Annotated in this window: 13 protein-coding genes; 10 read left to right on the forward strand and 3 right to left on the reverse strand. The window is 71.5% G+C overall.

The window, feature by feature from the left end; translation table 11 throughout:
- Positions 1–6: 6 nt before the first annotated feature.
- From ybeY to M5362_RS06405, 3 genes are read left to right on the forward strand one after another with little or no spacing between them, the layout of a single operon-like run.
- Complete coding sequence (gene ybeY, locus M5362_RS06395) at positions 7–504, forward strand: rRNA maturation RNase YbeY (RefSeq protein ID WP_116161066.1); 498 nt, start codon at positions 7–9, stop codon at positions 502–504.
- 7 nt (positions 505–511) lie between these two features.
- Positions 512–1,819, forward strand: coding sequence for a hemolysin family protein (locus tag M5362_RS06400; protein WP_260226345.1), 1,308 nt, complete (start codon positions 512–514; stop codon positions 1,817–1,819).
- Positions 1,809–2,162 (forward strand): MmcQ/YjbR family DNA-binding protein, encoded by a 354-nt coding sequence (locus tag M5362_RS06405; RefSeq protein ID WP_260226346.1) that lies wholly within the window; start codon positions 1,809–1,811, stop codon positions 2,160–2,162. The genes M5362_RS06400 and M5362_RS06405 overlap by 11 nt, the downstream gene beginning before the upstream one ends.
- A gap of 36 nt (positions 2,163–2,198) precedes the next feature.
- Here M5362_RS06405 and M5362_RS06410 read toward each other — a convergent pair whose 3' ends face one another.
- Entirely contained in the window at positions 2,199–3,587 is a 1,389-nt protein-coding gene (locus M5362_RS06410) for an MFS transporter (RefSeq protein ID WP_260226347.1), read from the reverse strand.
- 157 nt (positions 3,588–3,744) lie between these two features.
- Between M5362_RS06410 and M5362_RS06415 the strand changes: the two genes are divergently transcribed.
- The 7 genes from M5362_RS06415 (at position 3,745) to era (ending at position 10,099) form a co-directional block, all read left to right on the forward strand.
- Positions 3,745–4,566, forward strand: a complete 822-nt coding sequence (locus tag M5362_RS06415; RefSeq protein ID WP_260226638.1) for a helix-turn-helix transcriptional regulator — start codon at positions 3,745–3,747, stop codon at positions 4,564–4,566.
- Positions 4,567–4,712: 146 nt separating this feature from the next.
- Entirely contained in the window at positions 4,713–5,444 is a 732-nt protein-coding gene (locus tag M5362_RS06420) for a hypothetical protein (protein WP_260226348.1), read from the forward strand.
- 61 nt (positions 5,445–5,505) lie between these two features.
- On the forward strand, positions 5,506–5,868 hold the full coding sequence (locus tag M5362_RS06425) for a cytidine deaminase (protein WP_260226349.1): 363 nt from the start codon (positions 5,506–5,508) through the stop codon (positions 5,866–5,868).
- Between the two features lie 197 nt (positions 5,869–6,065).
- Positions 6,066–6,551 (forward strand): hypothetical protein, encoded by a 486-nt coding sequence (locus M5362_RS06430; protein WP_260226350.1) that lies wholly within the window; start codon positions 6,066–6,068, stop codon positions 6,549–6,551.
- A 199-nt stretch (positions 6,552–6,750) separates the two neighbouring features.
- The gene (locus tag M5362_RS06435) at positions 6,751–8,094 is read left to right on the forward strand and encodes a beta-xylosidase (protein WP_260226351.1); all 1,344 of its coding nucleotides are present in this window, start codon (positions 6,751–6,753) and stop codon (positions 8,092–8,094) included.
- Between the two features lie 71 nt (positions 8,095–8,165).
- On the forward strand, positions 8,166–9,119 hold the full coding sequence (locus M5362_RS06440) for a DUF916 domain-containing protein (protein WP_260226352.1): 954 nt from the start codon (positions 8,166–8,168) through the stop codon (positions 9,117–9,119).
- A 29-nt stretch (positions 9,120–9,148) separates the two neighbouring features.
- Positions 9,149–10,099, forward strand: coding sequence for a GTPase Era (gene era / locus M5362_RS06445; protein ID WP_374214416.1), 951 nt, complete (start codon positions 9,149–9,151; stop codon positions 10,097–10,099).
- Between the two features lie 27 nt (positions 10,100–10,126).
- Here era and M5362_RS06450 read toward each other — a convergent pair whose 3' ends face one another.
- Positions 10,127–10,390, reverse strand: coding sequence for a protealysin inhibitor emfourin (locus tag M5362_RS06450; protein ID WP_260226354.1), 264 nt, complete (start codon positions 10,388–10,390; stop codon positions 10,127–10,129).
- Between the two features lie 12 nt (positions 10,391–10,402).
- The gene (locus M5362_RS06455; protein ID WP_260226355.1) at positions 10,403–11,479 is read right to left on the reverse strand and encodes a M4 family metallopeptidase; all 1,077 of its coding nucleotides are present in this window, start codon (positions 11,477–11,479) and stop codon (positions 10,403–10,405) included.
- Positions 11,480–11,658 lie beyond the last annotated feature (179 nt).

Here is an 11,658-nt window from a genome sequence, read left to right on the forward strand (position 1 = left end):
AGCACCATGTCGATCGACGTCAACAACGAGTCCGGAACCGAGGTCGACGAGCAGTCGATCCTCGACATCGCCCGCTACGCCCTCGCGCGGATGCGCATCCACCCGCTCTCCGAGCTCTCGGTGATCGTCGTGGACGCCGAGGCGATGGAGCAGCTCCACATCCAGTGGATGGACCTGCCCGGCCCGACGGACGTCATGTCCTTCCCGATGGACGAGCTGCGCCCGCCGTCGAAGGACGACGAGGAGCCCCCGCAGGGGCTCCTCGGCGACATCGTGCTCTGCCCCGAGGTGGCCACCCAGCAGGGCAAGGACGCGCCGACGCAGCACTCCATGGACGAGGAGCTCCAGCTCCTCACCGTCCACGGAGTGCTGCACCTGCTCGGTTACGACCACGAGGAGCCGGACGAGAAGGCCGAGATGTTCGGCCTCCAGGCGGCGATCGTCGACGGCTGGCGCGCGGAGAAGGGCCTGACCGGCCCCTCCCCGGCGCCGACCGTCTCCTGAGCCCCCGATGAACGCATCGCTCATCCTCGGCGCCGTCGGCCTGGTGATCGTGGCCTGGCTGGCAGCCTGCGCCGAGGCCGGGATCGCCCGCGTCTCCAGCTTCCGCGCCGCCGAGGCCGTGCGGTCGGGCCGGCGCGGCGCCGAGAAGCTCGCCCAGGTCGCCGCGGACCCGACCCGCTATCTCAACGTGGCGCTGCTCGTGCGCGTCGCCTGCGAGATGGCGGCCGGGGTCCTCGTGACGTACGCCTGCCTGGAGGAGTTCTCCGAGACCTGGCAGGCCCTGCTCGTCGCCATCGCGGTGATGGTGCTGGTCTCCTACGTGGCCGTCGGCGTCTCGCCGCGCACCATCGGCCGGCAGCACCCGCTGAACACGGCGACCGCCTCCGCCTACGTGCTGCTGCCGCTGGCCCGGATCATGGGCCCGATCCCGCAGCTCCTGATCCTCATCGGCAACGCGCTCACCCCCGGCAAGGGCTTCCGCAAGGGTCCCTTCGCCTCCGAGGCCGAGCTGCGGGCCATGGTCGACCTGGCCGAGCAGGAGTCGCTGATCGAGGACGACGAGCGCCGGATGGTGCACTCCGTCTTCGAGCTCGGCGACACGCTCGTACGGGAGGTCATGGTGCCGCGCACCGACCTGATCTGCATCGAGCGGTACAAGACCGTCCGCCAGGCCCTCACCCTCGCGCTGCGCTCCGGCTTCTCCCGGATCCCCGTCACGGGGGAGAACGAGGACGACATCGTCGGCATCGTGTACCTGAAGGACCTGGTCCGCAAGACGCACATCAACCGCGACGCCGAGGCCGACCTCGTGTCGACGGCGATGCGTGCGGCCGCCTTCGTGCCGGACACCAAGAACGCGGGCGACCTGCTGCGGGAGATGCAGCAGGAGCGCAACCACGTCGCCGTCGTCATCGACGAGTACGGCGGCACGGCCGGGATCGTCACGATCGAGGACATCCTGGAGGAGATCGTCGGCGAGATCACCGACGAGTACGACCGCGAGCTCCCTCCGGTCCAGGAGCTGGGCGACGACCGCTACCGGGTCACCGCCCGCCTCGACATCGGCGACCTCGGCGAGCTGTACGGGTTCGGCCCGGACGAGTACGACGACGAGGACGTGGAGACCGTCGGCGGACTCCTCGCCAAGGCGCTCGGCCGGGTGCCGATCGCGGGCGCCAAGGCGGTCGTGGAGTTGCCCGACGGGCGTTCGCTGCGGCTGACCGCCGAGTCCCCGGCGGGCCGCCGGAACAAGATCGTGACGGTGCTCGTGGAGCCCCTGACGGTCGTGTCCGAAGGGGCTTCGGATGACGCCTGACCAGCTGCGCGCCCTCTGCCTGGAGTTCAACGACGCGACGGAGGAGTTCCCCTTCGGGCCCGACACCTCCGTCTTCAAGGTCGCCGGGAAGATGTTCGCGCTGTCCTCGCTCGACGGCGATCCGCTGCGGATCAACCTCAAGTGCGATCCGGAGGAGGCGGTCCGGCTCCGCGAGGAGTACCCGGCGGTCGCCCCCGGCTACCACATGAACAAGCGCCACTGGAACACGGTGACCGTCGGCGGGCTCCCGGACCGCATGGTCCGGGAGCTCGTCGAGGACAGTTACGACCTGGTGGTCGCGGGCCTGCCGAAGGCGGTACGGCTCCGCCTGGACCGGCCGTAGCCGTAACGGGCGGCTCGTGGGCCCGCCCCGGCCGGATCAGGCCTTCCGGCGCAGGCCGAGGGCGACCAGGAGCGCCGCCGCCAGCACGATCGCCGCGTCGACGGCGAGGACGGTGCGCACCCCGTCGTAGAGACTCGGCCCGGTCGTCGCCAGGACACCCAGCAGGGGGATGCCGACGGTGATGCCGACCTGCTGGGTCGTCGTCACCAGGCCGGTCGCCAGGCCCTGCTCCCGGTCCGGGACACCGGAGGTGACGGTGACGCCGTACGAGATGATCGCGCCGAGGTGGAACATGCTCGCCAGGGAGACGCCGACCGTCGCGAACACCGCGCCCGACTCCGTGCCGAGGCCCAGCAGCGCCGCCACGAACACGCCCTGACCGAGCAGGGAGACCACCAGCGTGCGGCGGGCGCCGATCCGGCCGATGACCTTCGACGCGAGCGACCCGGCGAACACCGAAAGGGCGCCCTGCACCCCGAAGACCAGACCGGTGCCGAAGGCGGAGAGCCCCAGCGTCTCCTGGAGGTACAGGGTGAGCACGAAGACGACCGTGGACATCATCGAGAAGGTCACGAGCCCGCCGAGATTGCCGAACGCCACCGTCCGCCGGCGCAGCATCGGCAGCGAGACCAGCGGGGACTCCTGCCGCGACTCGAACACCACGAAGGCCGCAAGGAGCAGCACGCCCACCATCAGGGTGACCAGGACGTCCGTACCGCCGAACCCGCGCTCGGCCGCCGTCGACAGGGCGTAGATCACGGCGAGCAGTCCACCGGTCACCGTCACCGCGCCCGGCACGTCGAGCCGGGGTCGGTCGGCGGTCCGCGACTCGGGCAGCAGACCGGGCGCGAGGGGCAGCACGACCAGGCTGAAGAGCGCGAGCACGCCCATGGTGGAGCGCCAGCCCAGCACGTCGGTCATGACACCGCCGAGCACCATGCCGATCGTGAAGCCCAGGGACATCAGCGTGCCGGAGATGGCGAGCGCCCGGTCCCGCTGCGGGCCCTCGGGGAACGTGGTGGTGAGCAACGACATGCCGGTCGGCACGATCGCCGCCGCTCCGATCCCCTGCAGGGCCCGCCCGGCCAGGAACGAGGCCGGGTCCCAGGCGAAGGTCGCGAGCAGAGAGGCAGCGCCGAAGAGCGCGAGGCCCGCGAGGAACAGCCTCCTGCGCCCGTACAGATCGCCGATCCGGCCGAACAGCAGCAGGAACCCGCCGGACGGCAGGGCGAACGCGGTCACCGCCCACTGGAGCGCGGACGGGCTCAGACCGAGGTCGGCGCCGAGGACGGGCAGTGCCACGTTCAGTACGGAGAAGTCGAGCGCCACCATGAACTGGGCGGCGCACAGGACGAAGAGGACGAGCCGGGAGCGGCCGGTCAGGGCCGGCCGGGTCGGAGCGGGGGGAGCGAGGGTCGTTGACATGCCCCCACCCTCGGAGTGCGGGAACATCCGTGGGGAGCGGGAACTTATCCTGTTGGTCGCACCACCAGGCATCCAGGGGGAGGAAGCAGCCGTGGCCACAGCGGTCGGGAACAACGCTGCCAAGGAACACCGACTGGCCGAACTGCGCGAGTTCCTGATGAGCCGTCGGGCCCGGATCACCCCGGCCGAGGCGGGTCTGCCGGACGGCGGGGCCCGGCGCCGCACGCCCGGCCTGCGCCGCGAGGAGGTGGCCGTCCTCGCGGGCGTCGGGGTCTCCTGGTACCAGTGGCTGGAGCAGGGCCGGGACATCTCGGTCTCGCCCCAGGTCCTCGACTCGGTCGCCCGGGTGCTGCGGCTCAGCCCGGCGGAGCGCCGCCATCTGTACGTCCTCGCCGCCCTCAACCCGCCCGCCCCCGAGGTCGATCCGGCGGCGCGGGACATGTGCGCGGGGCTGCGGCGCCTGATCGACGCGTGGATGCCGTTCCCCGCGCACATCATGGACATGTACTGGAACACGATCATGTACAACGACTCGGCCTCGCTCGTCCTGGGCATGCGGCCGGAGGCCTCGCAGAACTGCCTCATCTCCTTCTTCACGGACCCGATCTACCGCTCCCGGTCCGCCGACTGGGAGCGACTGGCGCCGCAGGTCGTCGCGCAGTTCCGGGCCGCCTGCTCGGAGTGCCCGGACGACGACGGCTTCCGCGCGGTGGTCGAGGAGGCGAAGGAGGTGAGCGCGGAGTTCGCGGCGCTCTGGGAGCGGCGGGACGTCTCCCCGGGCGGTCAGACCCGCAAGGAGGTCGGACATCCCGTCGTGGGCGAGCTGCACCTGGAGGCCACCCAGTTGCGGGTGCCCGCCCGGCCCGACCTGACCATCGTCATGCACACCCCGCTGCCGCTGGCGGACACCGAGGCGAAGCTGGCCTGGCTGCTCTCCCCGGAGGCGCGGCGCGGGGCGATGTACCCGATCGCGGGCTGACCGGGATGCACCTGACTGTCCCTCAAGAGGCTCCCCCGCAAGGCGATGTCACAGCCGCCGGATATCCTCCTCGGGATCCGGCCGTCCCCTCCCTCCGGTGCCGGTTTGTCACGTCACTCGCACCCACAAAAGGGGATCTTTCCGCCATGCGTACTCGCATTCGCCACGGCCTGGCCGCCGCTCTGACCGTCTCCGCGCTCTTCCTCGTCGCCGCGTGCAGTGGTGGCTCGGACGGCACCGGGGACACCACGAAGGAGAAGGCGGCCGACAAGCCGGCCGCCGAGCAGACCACTTCGGCCGCCCCGGCGGCCGCCACGCCGCTGACGGCCGCCCAGATGAAGGCCGCCGTGCTTGAGCTGAAGGACCTGCCGTCGGGCTGGAAGACCACCAAGCGCGATGCTGCCCCGACGGTCTACAAGGTCGACAAGCCCGAGTGCCAGACGCTCGCCCCCATGCTGAGCGGCGACATCGCAGGCGCCACCGAGGGTGCGAGCGGAGACTTCGCCGTGGGCGACAACGCATCCGAGATCACGCAGACGGTCGTGACCTTCGAGGGCACCGGCGCCGCGGACTACATCAAGAAGCTCGGCGACGCCCTGGACGCCTGCCCCGCCTTCACCGCAGAGGCCGACGGCAACAAGACGAAGATGGCGGTCAAGAAGATCACCGCCCCGCAGGGGGCCGAGGAGGCGCTCGCCTTCCAGCTGTCGCTGGAGGTCGCGCCCGGCATCAAGGTCGAGCCGAACCTCATCGTCGTCCGCCAGGGCAGCGGCGTGATGCGGTTCCTGCACCTCGCGGACGCCGCCACCGCCAAGAAGGACTTCGACGGCCTGGCCAAGCTGGCCACCGACAAGTTCGTCAAGGGCGCGCAGAGCTGATCCCGTCCGGCCTGGCCGGGCCGCGCAGAGCTGATCCTCTGCCCCGACCTATGCTCGGGGCATGACACTCAAGCCCGACCACGGCGACCTCGGCGCCGAGGACCTCAAGATCATCACGCTGGCGCGCAGCGCCCGCGCCCGCAACGGTGTGCCCGAGGGCGCGGCGGTACGGGACGAGACCGGCCGCACGTACGTGGCCGGGACCGTGGCTCTGGAGTCGCTCAAGCTGAGCGCGCTCCAGACCGCGGTCGCGATGGCCGTGGCCAGTGGCGCCCGGTCCCTGGAGGCCGCGGCCGTCGTATCGACCTCCGAAGCCGCCTCGGACGAGGACCGCGCGGCGGTGCGCGACCTCGGCGGGCCCGAGACCCCCGTGCTGCTCGCCGGCCCCGACGGGCAGCTGCGCGCGGCGGTCACGGCGGGCTGAGGCCGAGCGACCCCGAAGGAGGCCCGGCGTCACGCCGGGCCTCCTTTGCGCGCTTGTGAAGAATCAACGGAACGTCTCTTGTCTTCCCCGGTCCGTTGCGCGTCAATGAACAGCGATCGGTCCGACGGACCGTCAGATTCACGCCTTCACGCAGCGTCCGCACCCCTGCGTGCTTCATCGGGAAGGGGTACGACCTCATGAGAGGCATCAACAGGGGCGGCAGGTTAGGCGTGGGCGCGGTCCTCGCGGGCGCGCTCGCCGTGACGGGGCTGGCCTTCGCCCCGGCGGCCGCGGCCGTCACGCCGGGGACCGCCACCGCCACCTACGACTGCGGGTTCTGGGGCGGCGGGCTCGCCACCCTCCAGGCCACGCAGAGCGGCACGGCCGCGACGATCACGCTCACCTCGGCCGTCAAGACCCCGGTCGCGGTCGGCGCCGACACCATCAACGCCCAGCTGACGATGGCCAAGGGCGGGGGCGGCACCCGCGTCTTCAGCGGCCAGAAGAATCCGGCGCTCGCCGCGAACCAGTCCGTCACCATCGGTCCGCTGGGCGGCACCGTGGCCGTCGGTGACAGTCTCAACTCGTACTTCGCGGGCACCGCGCTCACCATGACGATCTTCGGAGTGGCCGTGAACTGTGACGCGGTCACCTCGCAGTCGCCGGGACCGTTCGTGTTCTAGCGGTCCGCCCGTTCGAACCACCCTTCACCGGCGTCGCCTCGGGCGGCGCCGGTACCTGTGTTGTGCACGCCCCTGACCAGGCAAAACGTCGATCTTGACAGTATCTGATGGGCCATCAGTCGGTGCATTTCGATTCCATTGACTTCTCTTTTCGCGCGGCCGTCAATGGCGCCCTCTCATCCCTCAGGAGGGGGCACACATGGCACTCTTGCGAACCCCGGCGCGGACCCGAAGACGGCGCTGGACCGCCGCCCTCGGGGCCACCGCCCTCGTGTGCGCCGCAGGCGGCGCGCTGGCGTCACCGGCCGGCGCTCTGGCGGCCGCGTCCCAGGCGGTGGACTTCACCACCCGCTGCGTCCCGCCGCCGATCGCCGGCATCCCGCCGATCGAAGGCACCACGACGGCCGAGATCACGGTGGACAAGCCCACGCCCAAGGTCGGCGACACGGTCACGGTCACCTACACGGTCACCAAGCCCGCCGCGTCGAACCCCGTCGACCTGGCCCTCCCGGCCGACATCATGACCCCGAGCGGCAAGGTCGTCCTCGGCGGCGCCCAGTCCGGCGCGGTCACGGTCACAGGCCCCAAGAAGAACCCGCCGGTCCCCGGCAAGGGCGCCTTCCCGGCGTTCTCGATGACCGGCACCTTCACGGTCACCGCGCCCGGCTCGATCAGCCTCTCGCCCGGCGACTACAACATCCACACCAGCTACATCATGGAGCTGGACACCCCCTGTACCGTCCTGAACCCGCCCGCCCCCGTCTCCGAGACGGTCGTCGCGAGCGCGCAGCCGGGTGCCAACGAGCGCAACATCTCGCTCGGCGCCGCCTCCGGCGCACCGGGCGCCCGGGTCACCGTGACCGGCGCCAAGTTCACCCCGCTCGCCGAGGTCACCGTCGTCGGCCGCGCCGGTGCGGCGGAGAGCGCCGACAAGATGACCGTCACGACCGACAGCGAGGGCGGCTTCGTCGCGCGCCTGAAGGTCGAGTCCAAGGCGACCACCGGGATCGTGGCGTACGAGGGGGCGGCCTGGGACCCGGAGAAGGGCGCCGGACCGGCCGCGTACACCGTCATCGACGACACCCCGCAGCCGCCGAACAGCCAGAAGCTCACCGCGGCGGTCACGGCGGGCCAGCTGACGATGACCCAGGCCGGTGACGCCGTCCAGCTGTCGTCCGTCGACTTCGGGCAGGGCGGCGCGGCGACCGGCGATCTGAAGACGGTGACGGTCAAGGACTTCCGCGGCGGCCCCGCGGGCTGGTCCCTCACCGGCAAGGTCACCGACTTCACCGGCCCCGGCGGCTCCATCGGCGCCGGAGCGCTCAGCTGGACCCCGGCCTGCACCACCAAGGCCGGCAGCCCGAGCACCTGCGCACCGGGCTCGGCCGGAACGGTCGGCAGCGGCGGGGCGACCCTCGCGTCGACACCGAACGGCACGCTCACCGGCGGCGAGTTCACCGTCGACGCCAAGGTCTCCCTCGACGTCCCGGCGTTCACCGCGCCCGGCTCGTACGCGGGCGTCCTGACGCTCACGCTCAGCTGACCGCAGCATCCGACCAGCGGGCCGGGCGCGCACCCGGTCGGCCCGCTCCGACCCCGGGGGTACTCCGCACCGTGCTCACCAAGCCGTACGTCCTCCTCCTGGCCGCCGTCCTCGCCCTGGTCGGCGTCCAGGCCCCGGCCGCCCAGGCCGCCGACAACGGGGAGTGGGCCGTCTACCCGGCCGCCTCGCAGCTCGGCAGCCGGCCGTACTTCTACCTCTCCGCGGACCCGGGCACCACCGTGAACGACCAGGTCACCGTCGCCAACAAGACCACCGCCCCCCTCACCTTCCGGCTCTACGGCGCCGACGCCTACAACACCGAACGCGACGGCGGCTTCGCCGTCCGCACCAGCCAGGAGAAGCAGACCGGCGCCGGCGCCTGGATCAGGCCCGCCCGCACCCGCGTCACCGTCCCGGCCCGCTCCTCCGTCACCGTGCCGTACACCCTCACCGTCCCCGAGGACGCGGAACCCGGCGACCACCCCGGCGCGGTCGTCGCCCTGGACGAGCGCGTGGAGGCCGGCGGCAGGGGGTCCGTCGCCGTCGGTGTCCAGCGGGCCGTCGGAGCCAGGGTCTACCTCCGGGTCAACGGCCCCACCGTCCCCGCCCTCGCCGTCGAGGACGTCACCCTCTCCCAGGACCGTCCGCTCGTCCCCGGCGCCGGCACGAGCACCGCCCTCGTCTCGTACACCCTCCACAACCGCGGCAACGTCACCCTCAACCCCAAGGTCGCCCTGCGCGCCGAGGGCGTCTTCGGCCGCACCCTGCTCGCCCGCGACCTGGCGAAGATCCCCTCCGAGCTGCTGCCCCGGCAGAGGATCCGGCTCACCGAGCGGTGGACGGGATCGCCGCAGTTCGACTGGGGCGAGGTGACGCTCACGGCCACGGCCAAGGACGTACGGGAGTCCGGGCGAGCCCCCTTCCTCGCGCTGCCGTGGCTGGCCGCCGCGGCCGTCCTCGCCGGGGGAGCGGCGGCGCTGATCGGGCTGCGGGTCAGGCGTCGCGGGGGCCCCGGCGGGCACTGAGTACGTGACGACGTCCCGCATCGGGGAGAATGGCCCCCATGAGCGCTCGTAACCAAGAATCCGAAGCCGTCCACCGGGCCGGCTTCGCCTGCTTCGTCGGCCGCCCCAACGCGGGCAAGTCCACCCTCACGAACGCTCTGGTCGGCCAGAAGGTGGCGATCACCTCCAACCGGCCCCAGACCACCCGGCACACCGTGCGCGGCATCGTGCACCGGCCGGAGGCGCAGCTGATCCTGGTGGACACGCCCGGCCTCCACAAGCCGCGCACCCTCCTCGGCGAGCGCCTGAACGACGTCGTGCGCACGACGTGGGCCGAGGTCGACGTGATCGGCTTCTGCCTGCCCGCCGACCAGAAGCTCGGCCCCGGCGACCGCTTCATCGCCAAGGAGCTGGCCGGGATCAAGAAGACCCCGAAGGTCGCGATCATCACCAAGACCGACCTGGTCGACTCCAGGACGCTCGCCGAGCAGCTCATCGCCGTCGACCAGCTCGCCAAGGAGCTGGGCTTCGAGTGGCAGGAGATCGTGCCGGTCTCGGCCGTCGGCGACAAGCAGGTCCAGCTGGTCGCGGACCTGCTGATCCCGCTGCTGCCGGAGTCCCCGCCGCTCTACCCGGAGGGCGACCTCACGGACGAGCCGGAGATGGTGATGGTCGCGGAGCTGATCCGTGAGGCCGCTCTGGAAGGCGTACGGGACGAGCTGCCGCACTCGATCGCGGTCGTGGTCGAGGAGATGATCCCGCGCGAGGACCGCCCGGCGGACAAGCCGCTGCTCGACATCCACGCGAACGTCTACATCGAGCGCCCCAGCCAGAAGGGGATCATCATCGGCCCGAAGGGCAGCCGCCTGAAGGAGGTCGGGATGAAGTCCCGCAAGCACATCGAGGCGCTGCTCGGGACCCCGGTCTTCCTCGACCTCCACGTGAAGGTCGCGAAGGACTGGCAGCGTGACCCCAAGCAGCTCCGCAAGCTGGGCTTCTGACCGGGGAGGCGGCCGGCCTCCGGCCGCCTACGCCCCCTCCTTCAGGACCCGCGCGATCAGCGCGCGCTGCGCGGCCGTCAGGCGCGGGTCACGGCAGCGGACCGTCGCGTCGTCGATCGTGATCTCGTAGGCGAAGCCGTCCGGCACGCCCCGCTCCTCCGGCTCTCCCTCGGTGAGGACCGTGCCGGCCAGGTCGTGCCACTCCCCGGCGTCCGGCAGGGCCGAGGTGTCCACCTCGGCCGTCCGCTCGATGCCCGCGAAACCGCCCGTGCGCCGCACTCGAATACGCATGCCGCAGGTCTATCAGTCGGTCGGTACGCCGACAGCCCCCCAGGCCTTCAGCACGGCCTGGAGCTCCTCCCCGTCCCCGTACCGCTCCCGCGCCGACGCCACCGTCGCCGCCGCGAACTCGGAGAACCGGGACTCGGGGGTGAGCACCCCGCTCGTCATCACGTCGTACCAGATCTGCCCCGCCCGCTCCCAGGCGTTGCCGCCCAGCTCGGTCGCCGCGAGGTAGAAGGCGTGGTTCGGGATGCCCGAGTTGATGTGCACCCCGCCGTTGTCCTGGCTCGTGCGGACGTAGTCGTCCATGTGGCCCGGCTGCGGGTCCTTGCCGAGGACGTCGTCGTCGTACGCCGTGCCCGGCGCCTTCATCGAGCGCAGCGCCGTCCCCTGGACGTTCGGGTGGAACAGGCCCTCGCCGATCAGCCAGTCGGCCTCCGCGGCGCTGTGGCCGAGCACGTACTGCTTGACCAGCGAGCCGAAGACGTCCGAGACGGACTCGTTGAGCGCCCCCGACTGGCTGAAGTACTCCAGGTTGGCCGTGTACTGGGTGAAGCCGTGCGCCAGCTCGTGGCCGATCACGTCCACCGGGAGGGTGAAGTCGAGGAAGATCTCGTCGTCGCCGTCGCCGAACACCATCTGCTCGCCGTTCCAGAAGGCGTTGCCGTAGTTCCGGTCGTAGTGGACGGTCGCCAGGAGCGGCAGCCCCGCGCCGTCGATCGAGTCCCGCTCGAAGGCCTTCAGGAAGAGGTCGAAGGTGGCACCCAGCCCGGCGTACGCACGGTTGACGGTGGCGTCCCCGGTGGCCTCCTGGCCCTCCTTGCGGACCGGGACGCCCGGCAGTTCCGTGCCGCCCCGGGCGTCGTACACCGTGCGCCGGGGGCGGGCGGACTCCGGCGGCTCCGCGAGCCGCGCCGGCCGGGGCGCGGCCGGCTGGGCGAGTGCGCGGGCGGTCCGGTTCATCGCGTCGGCGACCAGGGTGCGCCGGGCCGCCGCCGCGATCGCGGGGTCGGCGGAGGAGGCCAGGTGCTCCAGCAGATGCGGCGGCACGATCGTGCAGAAGACCGGGTGGGCGGGTACGTACGCGGGGGAGGTCATGTCCTGCAATGTGGCACTGCGTCACCCAACTGTCACTAGATGCGACCATGATCCGCGAAATGGAGTGATTCGTCACCCTTTCGTATTGACAGCTCGGCCGTCCCGCATACTGGAACGCGTTGTCCGCGCTCTGCGGACCTGAGCTAGGCTGCGGCCATCATGCGTTTCGGGCTGCTTCT

Source organism: Streptomyces sp. Je 1-79 (assembly GCF_025195125.1).
GTDB lineage: Bacteria > Actinomycetota > Actinomycetes > Streptomycetales > Streptomycetaceae > Streptomyces.

Coding starts and splice junctions, on each gene's coding strand:
- M5362_RS06405 (WP_260226346.1), top strand. CDS start 1,809: ATGACGCCTGACCAGCTGCGCGCCCTCTGCCTGGAGTTCAACGACGCG.
- M5362_RS06450 (WP_260226354.1), bottom strand. CDS start 10,390: ATGCGTATTCGAGTGCGGCGCACGGGCGGTTTCGCGGGCATCGAGCGG.
- M5362_RS06415 (WP_260226638.1), top strand. CDS start 3,745: ATGAGCCGTCGGGCCCGGATCACCCCGGCCGAGGCGGGTCTGCCGGAC.
- era (WP_374214416.1), top strand. CDS start 9,149: ATGGCCCCCATGAGCGCTCGTAACCAAGAATCCGAAGCCGTCCACCGG.
- M5362_RS06400 (WP_260226345.1), top strand. CDS start 512: ATGAACGCATCGCTCATCCTCGGCGCCGTCGGCCTGGTGATCGTGGCC.
- M5362_RS06420 (WP_260226348.1), top strand. CDS start 4,713: ATGCGTACTCGCATTCGCCACGGCCTGGCCGCCGCTCTGACCGTCTCC.
- M5362_RS06435 (WP_260226351.1), top strand. CDS start 6,751: ATGGCACTCTTGCGAACCCCGGCGCGGACCCGAAGACGGCGCTGGACC.
- M5362_RS06430 (WP_260226350.1), top strand. CDS start 6,066: ATGAGAGGCATCAACAGGGGCGGCAGGTTAGGCGTGGGCGCGGTCCTC.
- M5362_RS06410 (WP_260226347.1), bottom strand. CDS start 3,587: ATGTCAACGACCCTCGCTCCCCCCGCTCCGACCCGGCCGGCCCTGACC.
- ybeY (WP_116161066.1), top strand. CDS start 7: ATGTCGATCGACGTCAACAACGAGTCCGGAACCGAGGTCGACGAGCAG.
- M5362_RS06425 (WP_260226349.1), top strand. CDS start 5,506: ATGACACTCAAGCCCGACCACGGCGACCTCGGCGCCGAGGACCTCAAG.
- M5362_RS06455 (WP_260226355.1), bottom strand. CDS start 11,479: ATGACCTCCCCCGCGTACGTACCCGCCCACCCGGTCTTCTGCACGATC.